The organism is Variimorphobacter saccharofermentans, assembly GCF_014174405.1.
Lineage (GTDB): Bacteria > Bacillota > Clostridia > Lachnospirales > Lachnospiraceae > Mobilitalea > Mobilitalea saccharofermentans.
This window is the reverse complement of sequence record NZ_JACEGA010000001.1, coordinates 494,494-513,487: the sequence shown is the minus strand read 5'-3', so window position 1 is coordinate 513,487 and position 18,994 is coordinate 494,494. Positions and strand designations below refer to the sequence as shown.

General features: G+C 40.0%; 17 protein-coding genes. 7 read left to right on the top strand and 10 right to left on the bottom strand.

Annotated elements, in window-relative coordinates; all coding sequences use genetic code 11:
* From H0486_RS02320 to H0486_RS02285, 7 genes are all read right to left on the bottom strand, one after another.
* Complete coding sequence (locus H0486_RS02320) at window positions 1–912, bottom strand: ParB/RepB/Spo0J family partition protein (RefSeq protein WP_228351472.1); 912 nt, start codon at window positions 910–912, stop codon at window positions 1–3.
* On the bottom strand, window positions 902–1,702 hold the full coding sequence (locus H0486_RS02315; protein WP_228351471.1) for a ParA family protein: 801 nt from the start codon (window positions 1,700–1,702) through the stop codon (window positions 902–904). Before H0486_RS02315 ends, H0486_RS02320 begins: the two co-directional genes overlap by 11 nt.
* A gap of 1 nt (window position 1,703) precedes the next feature.
* Window positions 1,704–2,192, bottom strand: coding sequence for a DUF6462 family protein (locus H0486_RS18405; RefSeq protein ID WP_323163524.1), 489 nt, complete (start codon window positions 2,190–2,192; stop codon window positions 1,704–1,706).
* A 310-nt stretch (window positions 2,193–2,502) separates the two neighbouring features.
* Window positions 2,503–3,990, bottom strand: coding sequence for a lysine--tRNA ligase (gene lysS, locus H0486_RS02300; protein WP_323163523.1), 1,488 nt, complete (start codon window positions 3,988–3,990; stop codon window positions 2,503–2,505).
* Window positions 3,991–4,044: 54 nt separating this feature from the next.
* The gene (gene greA / locus H0486_RS02295; RefSeq protein ID WP_228351470.1) at window positions 4,045–4,527 is read right to left on the bottom strand and encodes a transcription elongation factor GreA; all 483 of its coding nucleotides are present in this window, start codon (window positions 4,525–4,527) and stop codon (window positions 4,045–4,047) included.
* Between the two features lie 315 nt (window positions 4,528–4,842).
* On the bottom strand, window positions 4,843–6,108 hold the full coding sequence (locus H0486_RS02290; RefSeq protein ID WP_228351469.1) for a diaminopimelate decarboxylase: 1,266 nt from the start codon (window positions 6,106–6,108) through the stop codon (window positions 4,843–4,845).
* 18 nt (window positions 6,109–6,126) lie between these two features.
* The gene (locus tag H0486_RS02285) at window positions 6,127–6,804 is read right to left on the bottom strand and encodes a PHP-associated domain-containing protein (RefSeq protein WP_228351468.1); all 678 of its coding nucleotides are present in this window, start codon (window positions 6,802–6,804) and stop codon (window positions 6,127–6,129) included.
* A gap of 325 nt (window positions 6,805–7,129) precedes the next feature.
* Between H0486_RS02285 and H0486_RS02280 the strand changes: the two genes are divergently transcribed.
* Both H0486_RS02280 and H0486_RS02275 read left to right on the top strand, forming a co-directional pair.
* A complete protein-coding gene (locus H0486_RS02280) occupies window positions 7,130–9,061 on the top strand; it encodes a DNA gyrase/topoisomerase IV subunit B (RefSeq protein ID WP_228351467.1) in 1,932 nt (643 codons plus the stop codon).
* Window positions 9,062–9,163: 102 nt separating this feature from the next.
* Window positions 9,164–11,413, top strand: a complete 2,250-nt coding sequence (locus H0486_RS02275; protein ID WP_228351466.1) for a DNA gyrase/topoisomerase IV subunit A — start codon at window positions 9,164–9,166, stop codon at window positions 11,411–11,413.
* Window positions 11,414–11,545: 132 nt separating this feature from the next.
* On the opposite strand, the gene H0486_RS02270 is transcribed toward H0486_RS02275, so the two are convergent.
* Together H0486_RS02270 and H0486_RS02265 are read right to left on the bottom strand one after the other, a co-directional pair.
* Window positions 11,546–12,247 carry an L-ribulose-5-phosphate 4-epimerase gene (locus H0486_RS02270; protein WP_323163522.1) on the bottom strand — a complete coding sequence of 234 codons (702 nt, stop codon included), beginning with the start codon at window positions 12,245–12,247 and terminating at the stop codon, window positions 11,546–11,548.
* 224 nt (window positions 12,248–12,471) lie between these two features.
* Window positions 12,472–12,966 carry a hypothetical protein gene (locus tag H0486_RS02265; RefSeq protein ID WP_228351465.1) on the bottom strand — a complete coding sequence of 165 codons (495 nt, stop codon included), beginning with the start codon at window positions 12,964–12,966 and terminating at the stop codon, window positions 12,472–12,474.
* A gap of 308 nt (window positions 12,967–13,274) precedes the next feature.
* Between H0486_RS02265 and guaA the strand changes: the two genes are divergently transcribed.
* Window positions 13,275–14,810, top strand: coding sequence for a glutamine-hydrolyzing GMP synthase (gene guaA, locus H0486_RS02260; RefSeq protein ID WP_323163521.1), 1,536 nt, complete (start codon window positions 13,275–13,277; stop codon window positions 14,808–14,810).
* Between the two features lie 114 nt (window positions 14,811–14,924).
* Here guaA and H0486_RS02255 read toward each other — a convergent pair whose 3' ends face one another.
* Entirely contained in the window at window positions 14,925–15,899 is a 975-nt protein-coding gene (locus tag H0486_RS02255) for an FkbM family methyltransferase (protein WP_228351464.1), read from the bottom strand.
* Window positions 15,900–16,186: 287 nt separating this feature from the next.
* Between H0486_RS02255 and H0486_RS02250 the strand changes: the two genes are divergently transcribed.
* From H0486_RS02250 to H0486_RS02235, 4 genes are read left to right on the top strand one after another with little or no spacing between them, the layout of a single operon-like run.
* On the top strand, window positions 16,187–16,720 hold the full coding sequence (locus tag H0486_RS02250) for an alpha/beta hydrolase (protein WP_228351463.1): 534 nt from the start codon (window positions 16,187–16,189) through the stop codon (window positions 16,718–16,720).
* Between the two features lie 46 nt (window positions 16,721–16,766).
* Window positions 16,767–17,744, top strand: coding sequence for a hypothetical protein (locus H0486_RS02245; RefSeq protein ID WP_228351462.1), 978 nt, complete (start codon window positions 16,767–16,769; stop codon window positions 17,742–17,744).
* A 33-nt stretch (window positions 17,745–17,777) separates the two neighbouring features.
* Complete coding sequence (locus tag H0486_RS02240; protein WP_228351461.1) at window positions 17,778–18,008, top strand: helix-turn-helix domain-containing protein; 231 nt, start codon at window positions 17,778–17,780, stop codon at window positions 18,006–18,008.
* Window positions 17,998–18,966 carry a hypothetical protein gene (locus H0486_RS02235; RefSeq protein WP_228351460.1) on the top strand — a complete coding sequence of 323 codons (969 nt, stop codon included), beginning with the start codon at window positions 17,998–18,000 and terminating at the stop codon, window positions 18,964–18,966. Before H0486_RS02240 ends, H0486_RS02235 begins: the two co-directional genes overlap by 11 nt.
* Window positions 18,967–18,994: the final 28 nt, after the last annotated feature.

Genomic DNA, 18,994 nt, shown 5'->3' with positions numbered 1-18,994 from the left:
TTATTTCTCCTCACTATTCTGAGCCTGTTTCCACTGTTCCAACAATCCAAATATTACCCGCTCCATTTCCGTCTTGGAGTAATATGCCGGAAAGAACTTATGGAGCTTTCTTTCGTTCAAAGTGATCTTCTTAGTTGTCGGTGTAGTAGATACGCTACCAATCAAAATATTTATCAATTGCTCCTGCGTCATATTCGCATCGTCACGATACTTGCGAAGCTCCATGATCTGTTCCTGCTTAATCATTCCGTTCTCACGAATAAATTCATAAATCCACTGCTGAACATTCTTATTCATATAAGAAAGTTCTACTGCAACTGACAATGCCAATCTCTTTTCATCTACCATATCGAGAAGCTTTGGAATAAGTTCTGTGAGACGGATATATCTATATACTTGTGTTCTAGTTAATCCCTCACTCTGGCCGACTATGTCTCCCGAATTTGACTTTGTTCCTTCAGGAAACAAAGTTGCATCTGTGCCTTTTCCTTGATGGCGAATAGCATCAAATTTCATTCTAAATGCAAACGCTTTTTCACTAGGTAATACCTCTTCTCTTTGGACGTTAGCATCAACCATCGCTATCACGGCATCATCATTCGTCATTTCCTTTACGATTGCCGGAATTCGAAACAGTCCCGCTCTCTTAGCTGCATGTAATCTTCTATGCCCGGAAATCATCTCGTATGTACCTTCATCATCCGGTCGTACAAGAACCGGTGTCAATACACCATTCGCCTTAATGCTCTCCACAAGTTCATCCATCTTCTCATCATCTATTACCTTAAATGGATGATTCTCAAAAGGATAAATTGCTCTCACATCTATGTCTATCGTTCCTTCAGTCTCCGGAACACACAATAACTCGTCAATACTTGTCAACTTGATTTTCTGTCCTGCTCTACCTGCCATGATGGATTACCTCCTTGATTAAAGCTGTGTAGGCAAATGCCGCTTTCCCCTTTGGATCATATTCGTAGATACTGCTTCCTTCTGCACTGATTTCAGCCGCTCTTACGGAAAGTGGTATTTCTACTGCAAAAACATTGATACTGGAAGAATATGCCTCGTAAACTTGCATGGATATATCCTTCGCATAGTTCGTTCTGTTATCAACCATAGTCAAGAGAATACCCTCAATTTTAAGTTCAGGGTTCAACTGACGTTTTACCCTGCCGATTGTCTTTATCAGCTGCTGTAAACCCTTCACCGGAAGATAAGCAGCCTGAACTGGAATAAGTACAGAATCTGCGGATGCAAGTGCATTGATTGTCAACATGCCAAGAGATGGCATGCAATCAATAATGATATAATCATAGCGTTCTCTGGCATAACTGATGAACTCTCTGAGGATGGTCTCTCTACTGATAACACCTATCAGCGAAATTTCCAAACCGGACAATTCGATATTGCCCGGGAGAATATCAACACCCTCTTCATGATGTAATATTCCATGCTGCACATCTACCATCTCATCATTAATGATCTTCATCATTGCAGTTGCAAGTGAATACTCCATCTGATCCGGTTCCGGAAAACCTAAGCTGATAGTCAGCGAACCCTGTGGGTCCGCATCTATCAACAACACTTTCTTGCCTTCTCTTGCAAGGCCAATACCAAGATTTACGCATGTAACCGTCTTTCCAACGCCACCCTTCTGATTTGCTACGGCTATAACTCTGCAATTCTTCTCACTATCCATCTTAGAAATCCTCCTCTGCAAATGATTCAACAAACGCCTCTACCTTTTCCAAATTAACCAATACACAACCCTTTACTTTACGAATTGCTCCTGCATCTTTCGCAAGGGACTGAAAGCTATGTAGTCCCATAGAAAACAGTTCTGCTCCCTCGGCATATCTCACATACTTTTTCTTTTTTGACTTCACTAATTCCTCAAGATTCTCTACTTCTTTTCTTGTTCTCGGCATAACATAATCCTCCATCTCATTAAATACATCTTCATCTACGCTTATTGCACAATATTCTTCCAGATACTTCTCAAAGACAACAGTATCTACAATCGCTGTTTTTCTAAGTTTCCAAGTTGCCTTTGCTTCTTTCGCCACAGACACAAAGCCCCAAAAGGGCAGTCCATACAATCGAGAAGCTTTCTCATACGTCATGTACTTGTGGTTTCTTCCTTCCAAGTACTTATCCAAGTTTACAGGCGGAGATTTTTCCTTTGGCATATTAGCCTCCTTTCGTGTAAAGAGGATGTATTGTTGTGTACGAATGAAAAAGCTTTGTTAAACGCAAAAAAGGCACCCATATTCAGTATTTCTACTAAATACGAGTGCCTAAAAATGTTCATTTTCGAACCGGCTATACCTCAATTTGCCACGTCTCTGACAATCCATAGAGGTAAGTTGAGTTATTTAATTGAATCCATTAAACACCATTGAAATCCACAGAAATCCTTAAGAAATGTGGTATTCTCGTGGCACGATTGGATACGATTGGACTTCTATGGATTACCATAAAGTTCCATAAATCCGTACACTAATTCAAGCTCTTCATTGTCGGGAACAACAATACATCCCTAATCGCCTGAGAATTCGTTAACAGCATTACAAAACGGTCGATACCGATTCCTATTCCACCTGTCGGCGGCATACCATATTCCAATGCAGTCAGGAAATCCTCATCCATCTGATTTGCTTCCTCATCACCGGCAGCACGAAGTGCTTCCTGTGCTTCAAAACGTCCTCTTTGATCCAGAGGATCATTTAGCTCGGAGAACGCATTTGCCATCTCACGTTTTGTGATAAATAACTCGAAGCGCTCCGTATAATCAGGATTGCTCGGTTTTCTGCTGGCAAGCGGAGAGATTTCAACCGGATGATCCATAATAAAGGTTGGTTGGATCAGGTGCTCTTCTACATATTCCTCGAAGAACAGATTGATAATGTCGCCTCTCTTATGCCTGTCTTCATACTCTATGTGATGCTCTTTTGCAAGAGCCTTTGCTGCTGCCTCATCCGGTACCTGTTCAAAATCCACACCGGCATATTTTTTCACAGCTTCCACCATGGTTAATCGCTCAAATGGTTTGGATAAATCAATCTCAACATCGTCATAAGTAATGGTAGTTGTACCAAGAACCTTCTGTGCCACTGTGCGGAACAGCTCCTCTACCAAATCCATCATACCGTAATAATCAGTATAGGCCTGATATAATTCAAGAAGGGTGAATTCCGGATTATGTCTTACGGATAATCCTTCATTACGGAACACACGTCCGATTTCATATACACGCTCCAGGCCACCTACAATCAGACGCTTCAGATAAAGCTCCAGGGAAATTCTCAGATGAAGGTCCTCATCCAAAGCATTGTGATGGGTATTGAACGGTTTTGCAGCGGCTCCTCCGGCATTCGGTACCAGTACTGGAGTCTCAACCTCGATAAATTCTTTACTATCCAGATAATTCCGGATTTCTCTGATGATGTGGGAGCGCTTAATAAAGGTGTCTCTAACCTCCGGATTTACGATTAAGTCTACATATCTTTGACGATATCTTGTGTCTGTGTCTTTCAGGCCGTGGAATTTCTCAGGCAGAATCTGAAGACTCTTCGTCAAAAGCACTATCTTTGTTGCTTTTACTGAAACCTCTCCGGTATGAGTTTTGAATACTTCTCCCTCAATACCAATGATATCACCAATATCATATTTTTTGAATTCAGCATAGGGTTCCTCACCAACTTCATCCCTTTTTACATATGCTTGAATATCTCCACCGATATCTCGGATATTGCAGAAAGAAGCCTTTCCCATAACACGCTTGGACATGATACGTCCTGCTATGGACACTACCTTTCCTTCGAACTCCTCAAATTGATTCTTGATATCACTTGAATGATTGGTAACATGATACTTCATTATCTGAAAGGGATCCTTGCCGTTCTCCTGAAGCTCAGCCAATTTTGCTCTTTTTACCTTTAATAATTCATTGATATCCTGCTCTGTTTGAACTCTTTCCTCAGCCATGAATTTCACCTCTTATCGCAGTAAGCACTTCTCTACTACTCTGATTTATTCTTATTAGTTAGATCTTAATATCTGTAATATCTTATATTTCATTGTTCCAGCATGGGTTTCAACCGTAACGATATCTCCTACCTTGGAGCCGATTAACGCCATTCCCAAAGGAGATTCATTGGAAATCTTACCTCGTAAGCTGTTCGCTTCTGTAGAGCCAACCAGCTTGTATTCCAATTCCTCATCGAATTCCATGTCCAGAATTCTTACTTTACACCCGATATTTATAACATTAACATCTACTTCATCTTCTACAACCACTTCAGCATTCTTGAGGATCTTCTCGATTTCTTCGATTCTTGCCTCAATATCTCTCTGCTCATCCTTAGCAGCGTCGTATTCCGCATTCTCAGAAAGATCCCCCTGCTCTCTGGCTTCTTTGATTTTCTGCGCTACTTCTTTTCTTTTATTTACTTTCAGATCATGAAGTTCGTCTTCCAGTTGTCTTAAACCCTCATAAGTCAATATGTTTTTCTTTTCTACCATAAAACACCCTTCCTCCATATTGCTTTTTATACAACATACAATACATTCAAAGTATTATATCGTATCGTTAGTTCCTTGTCAACAATATTAATTTTCTCATAATTTAAGTATTTGTCTACTCAAAAGTTACATTATATCTTATCTTCAAACCCAATAAAATATTCTCCTGTTTTATGAATAATATCTTAAAGCTCCGGTTCGAAAATATTTTCTTAAAGTGATTAGATATCAAAAGTCATCAAACCGAAAATCTATGAATAATTAGTACATATATATTCATTCCAATGTTTATAGCAGACCTTTGACACCCTGCTCTTATTTTAAGATATCTCCTAAAATATCGCTGAAGTCGAAGGTTGCAAAATAATCCTTCGGAGTCTCTGCCCTTCGAATCAGCTGTACGGTATTGTCTTCCTTAAGTAAGAGCTCAGCTGATTTTAATTTGCCATTATAGTTATATCCCATAGCAAATCCATGTGCTCCAGTATCGTGTATTACAATCAGGTCACCGATATCAATCTTCGGCAGCATGCGGTCAATTGCAAATTTATCATTGTTCTCACAAAGAGAACCGGTTATATCATATTTGTGGTCACAGGGAGCATCCTCTTTCCCCATAACCGTTATATGATGATAGGCACCATACATAGCAGGTCTCATCAGATTGACAGCACAGGCATCCAATCCGATGTATTCTTTATATATATGCTTTTCATGAATTGCTGTTGCAACCAGGTGTCCATAGGGAGCTAACATGTAGCGTCCAAGCTCCGTAAATATTGCGATATCACCCATTCCTGCTGGAACTAGAATCTCTTCAAAGGCCTTCTTAACTCCCTCTCCGATTTCCATAATGTCATTGGCAGGTGCATCCGGTTTATATGGAACACCTACTCCGCCGGACAGGTTGATGAACTTGATATCCGCACCGGTTTTGTCGCGAAGTTCAACTGCCAGTTCAAAAAGAATTCCCGCCAGAGTGGGATAATACTCATTGGTTGTTGTATTGCTCGCAAGAAATGAATGAAGTCCGAAGGTCTTCACTCCCTTTTCCTTCAGTTTCTTAAAGCCCTCGATTAGCTGCTCCTTCGTAAAGCCGTATTTTGCATCTCCCGGATTATCCATAATTCCATTGGCTGTCTTAAACACACCACCTGGATTATAGCGACAACAGATGGTCTCTGGAATGCCTGCCATCTTCTCAAGGAAATCAATATGCGTATAATCATCCAGATTGATGATTGCATTTAATTCCCTGGCCTTTACGAACTCCTCAGGGGGAGTCGCATTGGAGGAGAACATGATATCGTCTCCCTGAAAGCCCAGCGCTTCAGATAGCATAAGCTCCGTCATTGAGGAACAGTCAACACCACAGCCTTCCTCTTTCAGAATATTAATGATAAATGGATTCGGAGTTGCTTTTACCGCAAAGTATTCTTTAAAACCTTTGTTCCAGGAAAATGCCTTCTTTAATTGTCTTGCATTTTCACGGATCCCTTTTTCATCATATATATGAAACGGGGTCGGATATTGCTTAGTAATCTCTTTTAATTGCTCAAGCGTAACAAATGGTTTCTTCATATAATCCTCCTACTATAACTATTGTGGTAGAATCAGTTCACCTTCACCGGATCGAATGCTGTCAATCAAGTCCTGCATATCCTTTATCTTATGCTGAAATGCTATTCCACTGTGAAGACTTTCTTTTCCATGGGCATCGGTTCCTGCCGTGACCGGGAAGTGATGCTGCTTTGCATAGTCCATAGCCTGTCGATCAAATTCGTCCGAACCATTTCCCACATTGATTGCTTCAACCGCATCAACTGCCTCGGGAAACAAGCGTGCTTCCTTAATATAAGGTCTTACACGGAAGGGATGTGCATGTATGATAAACCCGCCTGCTGCATGAACATGACGATATTGCTCATCAACAGTCCATGAAAGCATATCCGGGTGATTCTTCAGCCAAGCTTTATCAACACCGTAGATTAAAAATTCTGTTCCTCGGAAATTCACTTCTAGACCGAAAAATACGGAAAGACCAATCCGGTCTCCTTCCTTTTTCGCATCCTCATAGCCTTTACAGAACAGATCAATTCGTTGTTCCCAGGGAAGTTCTTTCGGAATACAGGAGTTCCCGTTAAAGAAATGATCCGTCACAACAATCCCTGAATATCCTGCTTTTTTATAAAAGTTAACATGTTCTGCCGCACTCACTCTGGCACATGCGCTGGCCTGGGTCGTGTGGAGATGCGTTTCATACCGATACTGGTTCATGAATGCACCTAGCCTTTCTATAGATACCATCTCACAATGGTTTCATAATGCCTGCCGAAATAATCCCCCTGTCGCTCAGCTTCGAGGGGGAATCAATAATTGTCCCTATTATACAATATTCTACGCATTTTTCAATCACTTTTTTAAAATTGTTTCGGGATTAAGGTATCAAAACCCATTCACTAGTGTCCTACAGCCATCCAAATAACAACTTATTGTGTCTAGAGAACATATGATTGCAATAAAACTAGAAAATCCAAAAAGGTTATGTTATAATAGGGTGAATTTGAAATTATGAAAATAGAATGTAAAAGGGGTTTGAACCATGGAACACTACAGCGGAAGTCAAATCGTTGTTTTAGAAGGCTTGGAGGCAGTAAGAAAACGTCCCGGTATGTATATCGGAAGTACCGGTCCCAGAGGCTTGCATCATCTGATATGGGAGATCTTGGACAATGGCATTGATGAACATCTGGCCGGCTATTGTACAAAAATTAATATCACCTTATTAAAGGATGGTGGAATTGAAATCTGTGACAACGGACGAGGTGTACCGGTGGATATTCATCCCACCAAGAAAATACCTACGGTACGTGTTGTCTATACGATTCTTCATGCCGGCGGCAAATTTGATAATACTGTATATAAGGTGTCCGGAGGACTTCATGGTGTTGGTGCCTCCGTTGTAAATGCTCTTTCTAAACGAATGATCGTAGAGGTAAGAAGCGATGGTAAGATCTACAGGGATGAATACATAAATGGTGGACATCCTGTCACAAAGCTGGAGAATGGACTACTGCCGGTTGTGGGCAAATGCAATAAATCCGATACCGGAACCAAAGTAACCTTCTACCCGGATGATACCATTTTTGAAACTGTTGAATTTAAATCAGAAATGATTCGGAAAAAGCTTAAGGAAATTGCCTTTTTAAATAAAAACCTAATAATTAATTTTACAGATGAGATTAATGGAATTACTAAGACCTATCAGGAAGAGTTCGGTATTAAAAGTTTTGTATCTTACCTGACCAGGGAAATGAATACGCTTCATGAGGAGCCCATCTACCTGGAGGGCAAAAGCGGAGATATTGAAGTGGAAATTGCCTTTCAGTATACCGATAGCTTCAATGAACAGATTAATGCATATTGTAACCGAATCAATGTCGTGGATGGAGGAACACTGGTTACCGGATTTAAGACCGGACTAACCCGCGTTCTGAATCAGTATGCCCGTGAATTGAACATATTAAAGGATAAGGATGAGAACTTTGACGGTAAGGATATCCGTAACGGTATTGTTGCTATAGTCTCCATCAAGCATCCTGATCCTCAGTTTGAAGGGCAGACAAAGACCAAGCTTGGTAATACCGATGCGAAAAGCGCTGTGGAGGATGTATTCACCTCGGAGTCACAGCGTTGGTTTGATAAAAATGTTGAGGTATTAAGAAGTATTTTGGATAATTCCTTAAAATCCTTTAATGCCAGACGTGCCAGTGATAAGGCAAGAGTAGCTGTTATGAAGCAGCTTAATGATGTGGATACCCGGAGCAAGCTCGCCTCCTGTACCTCGAAAAAGCCGGAGGAATGTGAAATCTACATTGTCGAGGGTGATTCGGCGGGTGGTACAGTTAAGACCGCAAGAAATCGTCGAACTCAGGCCGTACTTCCTCTTAGGGGTAAGATCCTGAATGTAGAAAAGGCCTCTCTGGAGAAAATTCTAGTGAATAACGAGATTAAATCCATGATTGCCAGCTTTGGCTGCGGTATTGGGGATGAGTTCGATATCAATAAGCTTCGTTATAATAAAATCATTATCCTAACAGATGCCGATGTGGATGGTGCACATATCAGTACTCTTCTGCTCACCTTCTTCTATCGTTTTATGCCGGAGCTTATTCTGGAAGGAAAGGTATACCGCGGACTACCGCCGCTTTACCGTGTTGAATATGAAACCAGCGTGAAAGGAAAGAAAACCAAACGCTCCGAATACCTATTTAATGATTTTGAACTAGAAAAGTTTCGTAAAATTGAAGGCAATAAAATACTGAATCTCCAACGATATAAAGGTCTTGGTGAAATGGATGCCCACCAGTTATGGGAAACCACCCTGAATCCGGAGACCCGTATACTTGCACAGATTTCCATCAGTGATACCGTAGAAGCGGACGAGATAACAACCCTGCTCATGAGCAGCAATGTTCCCCCGAGACGTGGCTTCATTATGGAGGAAGCAAAATACGCAAAGCTGGATATCTAGGATGCAGCTTGTGTTACCCATAGATGTGAAATAATCCTGTTATTACGTTAGGCATGACCGACACGTAATTGCACAACTATATAGGTGGAGGTTAGTATTAAGATGAAGAAAATTACCGATCAGATTATCCAATTGGATTATTCCGAAGAGATGAAGAATAGCTTTCGGGATTATGCCATGAGTGTTATTATAGCAAGAGCATTGCCGGATGTCCGGGATGGTCTAAAGCCTGTTCAAAGAAGAATTCTCTATTCCATGATGGAGCTTGGCCTGGACCCTGCAAAGCCCCATAGAAAAAGTGCCCGTATTGTCGGTGATACCATGGGTAAATATCACCCCCATGGCGATAGCTCCATTTATGAGGCACTGGTTCGAATGACCGAAGATTTCACCTTAAGTGTTCCTCTTGTAGACGGACATGGTAACTTCGGTTCCATTGACGGTGATGGCGCTGCTGCCATGCGTTATACTGAAGCAAGATTGTCACCGGGAGCCATGGCCCTCTTGGACCACTTGGAGAAGGGATTAATCGAGTTCGTACCGAACTTTGATGACAGCGAGAAAGAGCCCTCCGTTCTTCCCGCCATGATCCCCAACCTGTTAATCAACGGAACCACCGGTATCGCTGTCGGAATGGCAACAAACATTCCTCCCCATAATCCGGACGAGGTAATCGATGGTGTCATTGCCTATATCGATAACCCGAATATAACCGTTGCTCAGTTAATGAAACATGTCCCTGCACCGGACTTCCCGACTGGCGGAATTATCGTCAACCAGGACGATATGCGGGCATTCTATGAGACTGGTGAGGGCAAGATAAAGATACGTTCCAAGGTTACGATTGAAAACGGCGACAATGGCCGTAAGAATATCGTAATCACCGAGATTCCTTATACTGTAGCCGGTAATAAGACTAAATTAGTGGAAAGCCTTGCATCCCTGATGAAGGACAAGGTATTCGATGAAATCTTTGATATCAGGGATGAATCCTCCAAGGAAGGTATTCGAATTGTCATTGAGGTTAAGAAGGATCGCGATCTTGACAATCTTCTGAATGGTCTTTATAAGAAGACAGTTATGGAAGATACTTATTCTGCGAATTTACTGGCTGTCAAGGATCAGCAACCCATTGTGTTCAATCTGAAAACCATTATTGAGGAATTTATTAACTTCCAGGTTGAGCTGTATACCAAAGAGTATCAATACAATTTAGATAAGGCCCAGAAACGTCTGGAAATCGTCGGAGGACTGATCAAGGCAACGGACGTTATTGACCTGATTATTGAAATTCTTCGCGGCAGTACCTCTCTGAAGCAGGCAAAGGCTTGTCTTATGGAGGGTAACACCGAAGGAATTAAATTCAAATCCGACCAATCCAAAAAGGAGGCTGCAAAGCTTGATTTCACCGAGCGACAGGCAGATGCCATCCTTTCCATGCAGCTAAGCAAATTAATCGGTCTAGAAATCCTGAAACTTCATGATGAGAATACCTCACTGCAGGCTTCCATTGAAGAGTATAAGAAAATTCTCGGTGATACGAAGGAATTATTTAAGGTAATCAAAGCTCGTTTACGAGAGTATAAGAAGAGATTCCATACACCAAGAAGAACCGAATTGGCAAATCTTACGGTTACCGAATATGTGGAAGAGGTTAAGATTGAGGATATCTATATTCTCATTGATCGTTTTGGCTATATCAAATCCGTTGATACCACCAGCTATACCAGAGTATCCGAGGACAACCTGAAGGAATTCGTAACCATTATTCAGATGAAGAATACCGACCGGCTCTGTGTCTTCACTGCAGAAGGCAATATGTATCAGGTAAAAGCAGAGGCCATACCAAAGTGTAAGATGAAGGATAAGGGTACCTTAATTCATACTCTATGTAAGCTGGACAAAGAAAATGTAATCCTCTATACCTCCTTTGAGCAACTATTCGAGTCACAGTTATTATTTACCACCAGGAAGGGCTTTATCAAACAGGTATCCGGCGTAGAATTCGAGACAAATCGATCCCAGATTAATGCCACCAAGCTGGAGGACGGGGATGAAATTATTGCCATCAACCTGCTCACCGCCGGGGATATATTAGCCGGTAACCATAAAGTAATTATCCTGACGGAGAAGGGCCTATCCTTAGGTTTCCCTCTATCCGAAGTCAGTGAACTGAAGAAAACCAGTCGTGGTGTCAAAGCAATCACGCTAGAGAAAAATGATACCGTATGCTATGCAACAGCCCTGAGTCCAACGGAAGAGACCTTTGAATATAATGGAAAGACTTTCAATGCAAAGAAGGTACGTAACAGAAGGCGCGGAGACAAGGGTCAGAAGGCAACGCTTAGTTAAGTCACCATAGTAAGATAAGAAACGTATTAATCGATAAATAGTTATAAAAAACAATCAGATATATCTTGTTAGGAATTCTTCCAATAAAGATATACCTGATTGTTTTTATGTGATTATTCTTAGTGATTACTCTTAGTGATCTTCTGATCCCTGGCCGTAGTATGCATTGGCTCCATGTTTTCTAAAATAATGCTTATCTAACAGGTACTGGGATACCCTGTTCACATCCGGATTAATCATCATTGTTTTATAAGCCATCTCTGCCACCTTGTCCAATACTACCGTATTATATACGGAGCCGGCAGGTGTCTTTCCCCATGCGAAGGGGCCATGGTTTTTCACAAGAATTCCGGGGATTGCCATCGGATCATTATCCCCTATGGTCTCTACAATAACATTGCCTGTGTTCAATTCATAGGCTTCGTTAATTTCCTTCTCTGTTAATTCACGGGTACATGGAATATCTCCATAGAAATAATCCGCATGGGTGGTTCCATATGCAGTGATCGGCATTCCGGCCTGTGCGAAGGCTACCGCCCAGGTAGAATGGGTATGCACTACTCCTCCAATCTGCGGATACTTTTTATAAAGGACCAAATGAGTCGCTGTATCGGAGGATGGCTTATAATGTCCTTCTACGACATTGCCATCAAAATCCACAACAACCATATCCTCCGGCTTCATGGTATCATAATCCACTCCACTTGGCTTAATTACTACCAGATTTTTCTCTCTATCGATTCCACTTACATTACCCCAAGTATAGATTACCATCCCTTTTGCCTGGAGCTCCATATTTGCTTCATATACTTCCTTTTTCAACTTTTCCAGCATCGTTATCTGCCTCCGTATCATTCATCAATTACAAGTTGTACGTAACTTTACATACACTGTATCAAATTTGTATATACCTCTTCTTTACTATAATAGAAACCCAGAGAAAATGCAATATATATCTTACCCAACTACGATACTTTTGTTGCATTACTTGAAGAGAAACAGGCACTATCTTTTGTCAGCGGAAAGATAGTGCCTGTTTCAGGGTAGTAAAGCGTCAACTATATTATTTTCCTACCGAGTAAATCGGAGGTTCGTTTAATACTCTCTTTGGTCTTAGAAAAATCATAATTTAAGAAGGAAGTCTGTCCATTCTCCTCCAACGGTTTCACCTTAACCTCCGTTTTGCTTAATAGCTCCTCAAGGTGGTCAGAGAATACAACGATCTCTTCAATATATCTTGATAGCAATTCCTTCACCATGCGCGTATCATTATTTAGTAATGATGTCTCTAGTTCATATGTAGACTCTGCCAGTTCTGTTGCTCCTACATTACTCAACATCTTACGCAAGGTCTGGATAATGGTCCGTAAGCCCTCATACTCCTCTGATAATACCATGGATTGAAGTAACGGAAGCTTTGATTTGATACTTTTCAGAATAGACAGAAGCGCACGCGTATAGTTTTCCATATTGCCAAGAAAATAGCGAATGCCGAAAGAAAAATCAATCTCCGGAACAAGCGCAAACATCTCCTGCGTAATTTCCCCCTTCATAATCGCACCAAACCTTTCCATTAAAGTACCAGATATTGTAATATTTTTATAATAATAACATGATATTGTATATTTGTAAATAGTATTATCGAATTATTTTAATAATATAGTTATAATTAACTCTAAGTCAGTCATCCTGCTCCTAATTTATAGTCGTTCCCATATGACAATATTCGATGAAATATGATATCTTAGAAAGAAAACAATATTTAGGCTAGCATATTTATGAAATTTGTTGTATTATGTATCTACATTTTTAGTAAATGATCGTTAAATACTGAAACAAATGAATATTAGGAGGTCAACAAGTGGAAAAAGAAATGGTTATTGTACTTGACTTCGGAGGCCAATATAATCAGTTGATTGCCAGAAGAGTCAGAGAATGTAATGTTTATTGTGAGGTTCTTCCCTATACTACCAGCCTGGACCGTATTAGAGAAATCGCTCCAAAGGGTATTATATTCACAGGAGGTCCTGCGAGCGTGTATGCGCCTGATGCACCGAGCATCGACCCCGGTATCTTCTCCCTTGGAATACCCGTTCTCGGTATTTGCTATGGCTGCCAGCTTATGACTTATTTATTGGGTGGAACAGTATCAAAAGCTCCGGTAAGAGAATATGGCAGAACAGAGATTACGGTATCCGACTCCTCCAATTTATTTAAAGAGGTTACCACCAATACCATCTGTTGGATGAGCCATACGGATTATATTGAAAAGCCTGCTGCCGGCTTCACAGTCGTAGCCAGTTCTGATTCCTGCCCTATCGCAGCAATCGAAAATACCGAAAGAAACCTGTATGGCGTACAATTCCATCCGGAAGTTGTTCATACTCCGGAAGGTACAAAGATGCTTCATAACTTCTTATATCGGGTATGTAATTGCAACGGCGATTGGGTTATGTCCTCCTTTGCAGAAGAGGCAGTAGCCAATCTGAAGGCGAAAATCGGTGACAAAAAGGTTCTATGTGCACTCTCCGGTGGTGTGGACTCCTCCGTCGCTGCTGTTATGATCAGCAAAGCAGTGGGTAAGCAGCTCACCTGTATCTTTGTGGATCATGGCTTACTTCGTAAGAACGAAGGGGATGAAGTGGAAGAAATCTTCACAAAGCAATTTGATGTGAACTTTGTTCGTGTAAATGCACAGCAACGCTTTTATGATAAATTAGCCGGTGTATGTGAACCGGAACAGAAAAGAAAAATTATTGGTGAAGAATTTATTCGTGTCTTTGAAGAGGAAGCCAAGAAGATTGGTACCGTTGATTTCCTCGTTCAGGGAACCATATACCCTGACGTTATCGAAAGTGGTCTGGGTAAATCAGCCGTTATCAAAAGCCACCATAACGTAGGCGGTCTTCCTGATTATGTTGACTTCAAGGAAATTATCGAACCCCTTCGTAACCTATTTAAGGATGAGGTTCGTAAGGTTGGTCTGGAGCTCGGTATACCAGAGAAGCTGGTATTCAGACAGCCTTTCCCCGGTCCCGGCCTTGCGATCCGTATTATCGGAGATGTTACTCCTGAGAAGATTGCCATCCTTCAGGATGCAGACTATATCTATCGTGAGGAAATCGCAAAAGCAGGCTTAGACCGAAGCATCGGTCAGTACTTTGCTGTACTTACTAATCTTCGTTCCGTTGGTGTTATGGGTGACGAAAGAACCTATGATTATACCATAGCCTTAAGAGCCGTAACGACCACCGATTTCATGACTGCAGAATTTGCAGAGCTTCCCTGGGAACTGCTTGGTAGGATCTCCAATCGAATTGTAAACGAAGTAAAACATGTAAATAGAATTTGCTACGACATTACAGGTAAGCCCCCGGCAACGATTGAGTGGGAATAGATAAATGAAGACCACAAGCCCGCATAAATGGGTTTGTGGTCTTTTTTATTTTGGATTATTTCTCACATTTAACTATTTTACATATGTTGTAAATATAATTATTCCTATTTTCTTTTATTTTATTGCAAATAACCCATTCGGTATAATATCCTGTCTTAGAAAAATTGTATTTTCTCCAACACTTGCATACTTTAAATATCCCTTTTCACTCATCATATTGCAATATTTTTCTTCATCTCCTTGCGTCTCACACATAATGATCTCTACCGGATATTTCTTCGTATCCAATACTTTCAATATCTCATAATCCATTCCTTCAATATCAATATCAATTATAGCAGGGTATGTTTCAAAATACTCTTCTATAATTGTATTAATTCCTATTATTGGTATTTGTAACTTTACACAAGCCAATCCAGATTTTTCCCTAATTTCTCCGATTTTTTTCTCAAATGTTCCGTAGCCAAGATGGTCAGGAAATGAATAGTATTGTAACATTCCATTTGAACTTCCTGCTCCACATTCTAGTAATAAATCATTCTTACGATATATATTAATTAATTCTCGAAAAATAGGATTAGGTTCTACAAGAACACCTGTCCATCCAAATTCATTCAATAAATATGTGTTATTTCTCATGATTGGATGACAAACACCGATATCAAGATATTTCTTTTTATTAAAACCCAGTCTATTAACCAGCTCTAATAAAATCATGTCATCAGCATGCTTTCCATTCCAAAACGGAACCTTTCTGTCACCCGCTTCTTCAATTATTAGTAAATTATAAATGATTGTATCTGCATTGATTCCTAATTCGCTGATTTTATTTAAAATATCGTATTCATAAATAGTGTAAATAACAATCAGCACTTTATCATTCTTATCAGTACTTATCTTATCTGGTCCACAAATCGTTAAATCATCAAATTTCATCCCTACTTGCTTTTCTGTTCCATCAACCAACAGATCAAGTGGATAGTATTCTTTCCTATAATTCATCTGAAACAGTGATCCTGTCCCCCATGCAACGACGTAGTTATATTTCTTCTTTATTTCATTCCACTTTGTTTTTTTTGTATATTGCATAATTTTTCTCCTTAGATATCGCTCGTGTAGAAAATCAGTAAGTCACCTATAAATGATGCCACAAGCTTAGTTTTCTTTATAAGTACTTTTTATGTTTTCAAAACTTTCTTTGTAATAGCTTGAAAATCAGATTATGATTATGCTTTTCAATAATCAATAAAATCTAAACATAAATTTCTACAATCTATTATCTGCCATTTTATAAGCAGTCACTAGTCTATTGCAATTGCCTGTAATGAGCACCTTGATCAGTTACTTATCACATTCAGAACCTAAACCAGGTGAATATGATTGGTGTTTCTAATGGAGGTTATTTAATTCAGTATTATGCAATTATGAGGCCGGAACGAGTAAAGAAGATGCTGGCACTAGCCTCCAGTGTCCCCGTGAGTACAGGTTCCAGTCCTATGAAAACCATTATTAAAGTATTTTGTCCGGAAGCACTGTTGCCCACCAAGAAGAATATTGTGAAACTCTTAATAAAGCTTACTGGCAAAAACTATGCTGTGTTCACCCAAAATCCCTTAATCCTGGATCATTATACATACCTATTACGCGGCTTTAACAGAATGGCTATGGGCTATCATAAGGTCACTGGCTTTACTGATGAGCAGGTTCTAAGTCTCAAGGAGAAATGTATGTATCTAGTTGGAGAAGCGGATCCTTTTGCTAAACTTGGTGGCAAAGCTCTGCTCGAACAATATGGAATGAATGCAAAATTCATATCCGACGTGGGTCATGGCATCAATCACGAGATATCGGATGATATCAATACGATGGTTATCGAGTATTTTCTTTCCAAAATTATTGACAAACGATAATTTTACATATATTATTATTGTAAAACAATAATTTTGAGGTGAAGATATGAAAAAAATATTAGTGGCCTTATTGATAGAAGGTATCGCAGCCATCGCTCTATCCCTTTTCATGAAATATTATATTGGGATGGAAGAAGCTATTCTTCTACTCTACATACCTTTTGACCTTATCGGAAAGGGGCTTCGTTGTCTGTCCCTGCAGTCTTCTATTGGCAATATCATAGCACTGATCATATATGCTCTATTATGCCTTACGCCTATCTTCTGGCTTGTCTTCCGGAAGCTACGCAAGCAACTGAACTATTCAGATATTCTTCTTCCGATTATCAGTATATATAGCTTTTATATGCTTTTTCTGTTTGTTAATCCTAATCTGATGTATCGTCACGTACCCGAGTTATTTATGGATGAATCAGCTCTGTCCATAGTCAGGCTTTCCCTGGCAATTATCTTCTTTACTCTTGTCATAGGGTATTTGATCATTAGAATGCTCACCACTCTCTCACAGGAGAAGGAAGAAAATAGAATGATCTTTCTATGTAGGCGTTTACAAGTTCTTCTCTATATCATTTCGATCCTGTATACCTTTCTACTAGGATATTTTTCGACTTTTGAGCTATTCTCACAAATTGACCAGAGATCATTTACAACAGGCACACAGATGAACCAGGTCTACGTATTGCTGTCCTTCGTATTGAAAACGGTTCCGGTTCTATTCACGATTGTCACCTTAGTATCCGGAATTGTACTGCTGACCACCATATCTACAAAGCACAAACAGGAGGAAGAAGTTGAAGCGGCAAAACGCATGGGTATGTTTAGTAGACGTACCGCATTCCTTACGGTAGGATGTAACATAGCTCTTAACTTATTCCAGCTTGTATTCTCCAGCCAACTAAACGATACTTCCATCGTATTGAATGTCTCACTGGCTCCATTAGTAATCTCGATTTCCGCTATGATACTATCAGGATTTTTCAAGGAAACAAAGGAACTATATGAAGAGAATGAAATGATCATTTAGCATATAGCAGATGAAAACAGAATGGAGGTAATTATGGCTATCACTGTACACTTAGACGAGAAACTGAAGGAACGTCATATGACATCAAAGGAGCTATGTAAGCTGATTAATATTACCGAAGCAAATTTATCCGCGCTCAGAAGCGGCAAGGCAAAGGGTGTACGCTTCAATACGTTGAATAAAATATGTTACTATTTACAATGTGATGTTGGAGATATTCTCTCCAGCGATGGGAATTTGGAGGATGATATCGATGAAGAGTAGAAATACAAGGCGCTGTGCCCTATTCTTAATAATTCTAATGCTGATTTCTACAACTGTCGGATGTCAGCTGGCAATAGATGGAGACAGTACAAAGAAATCTGGTGACATACTGGCAGGAGTATTTGTTACCATAGGCTGGCCTGAACAACCAGTGACTGAAATCAAATTAGATCGTGATGATTACAAAATAGATTCAAGTGGAAACATTTCTATTATCAATGATAATCCATTTCAAGCAAATGGAATATATGAGGGTGTTCTCTCCGATGAAGGCAATTCTGTAATCTTTGAAGGTCTTGATGGATATTTTATGGGATTTATTGATGAAAAAGATGAACAAGGTAATACTGTCAGTACCGGTTTATGCGCAAATGGACTTCATGACGTAAAGCACAGTGTGAATGTTACTGACGACGGTGAAATAAACGGCGGTGAGGCAACTCTGTATGTATCACCGTACATCAATGAAATCATTTATGTTAACCCCGTATATCTTAGGGAAGACGGTTCTTATTATACCATAATCGGAAATAGCACAGGCCTTATGGCTTCTAACGATAATGCCGGGAACTCCTTTTCACAATCCATAGACAGCACCATCAAGAGAACAGTGAATGGAAAAACAAATTCAATTACTTATAAATATCAGATCCATGTTGTGGTGAATGATGTGGTTGACAAAATTCTAATAAAAGAAATAAATTCTTATGATGAAGTTCTACTTACAACCCCCTACACCATAGAAAGCCCGGATACCTTCGTACTCAACGAAAACACAGACTATGTCATCGTTGAAGAGTATTTTCATAATCCAACGAAAGGAGCTTATACCAGGAGAACTGCATATAGCTTTGATTCGGATAAAGTCAAGGATGACTATATCACCCATATGTGTAATTTTGCTGAGGAGAATGGAGTTCTGGGAGCAAAGATGATTGAATTCCAGCGACCTGAATAATGTGATAATATGAATATACTTCAAGGAG

What these genes read in the sequence shown, in the direction of transcription:
- H0486_RS02320 (WP_228351472.1), bottom strand. Translation starts at nt 912, where the DNA reads ATGGCAGGTAGAGCAGGACAGAAAATCAAGTTGACAAGTATTGACGAG.
- H0486_RS02315 (WP_228351471.1), bottom strand. Translation starts at nt 1,702, where the DNA reads ATGGATAGTGAGAAGAATTGCAGAGTTATAGCCGTAGCAAATCAGAAG.
- H0486_RS18405 (WP_323163524.1), bottom strand. Translation starts at nt 2,192, where the DNA reads ATGCCAAAGGAAAAATCTCCGCCTGTAAACTTGGATAAGTACTTGGAA.
- lysS (WP_323163523.1), bottom strand. Translation starts at nt 3,990, where the DNA reads ATGGCTGAGGAAAGAGTTCAAACAGAGCAGGATATCAATGAATTATTA.
- greA (WP_228351470.1), bottom strand. Translation starts at nt 4,527, where the DNA reads ATGGTAGAAAAGAAAAACATATTGACTTATGAGGGTTTAAGACAACTG.
- H0486_RS02290 (WP_228351469.1), bottom strand. Translation starts at nt 6,108, where the DNA reads ATGAAGAAACCATTTGTTACGCTTGAGCAATTAAAAGAGATTACTAAG.
- H0486_RS02285 (WP_228351468.1), bottom strand. Translation starts at nt 6,804, where the DNA reads ATGAACCAGTATCGGTATGAAACGCATCTCCACACGACCCAGGCCAGC.
- H0486_RS02280 (WP_228351467.1), top strand. Translation starts at nt 7,130, where the DNA reads ATGGAACACTACAGCGGAAGTCAAATCGTTGTTTTAGAAGGCTTGGAG.
- H0486_RS02275 (WP_228351466.1), top strand. Translation starts at nt 9,164, where the DNA reads ATGAAGAAAATTACCGATCAGATTATCCAATTGGATTATTCCGAAGAG.
- H0486_RS02270 (WP_323163522.1), bottom strand. Translation starts at nt 12,247, where the DNA reads ATGCTGGAAAAGTTGAAAAAGGAAGTATATGAAGCAAATATGGAGCTC.
- H0486_RS02265 (WP_228351465.1), bottom strand. Translation starts at nt 12,966, where the DNA reads ATGAAGGGGGAAATTACGCAGGAGATGTTTGCGCTTGTTCCGGAGATT.
- H0486_RS02255 (WP_228351464.1), bottom strand. Translation starts at nt 15,899, where the DNA reads ATGCAATATACAAAAAAAACAAAGTGGAATGAAATAAAGAAGAAATAT.
- H0486_RS02250 (WP_228351463.1), top strand. Translation starts at nt 16,187, where the DNA reads ATGATTGGTGTTTCTAATGGAGGTTATTTAATTCAGTATTATGCAATT.
- H0486_RS02245 (WP_228351462.1), top strand. Translation starts at nt 16,767, where the DNA reads ATGAAAAAAATATTAGTGGCCTTATTGATAGAAGGTATCGCAGCCATC.
- H0486_RS02240 (WP_228351461.1), top strand. Translation starts at nt 17,778, where the DNA reads ATGGCTATCACTGTACACTTAGACGAGAAACTGAAGGAACGTCATATG.
- H0486_RS02235 (WP_228351460.1), top strand. Translation starts at nt 17,998, where the DNA reads ATGAAGAGTAGAAATACAAGGCGCTGTGCCCTATTCTTAATAATTCTA.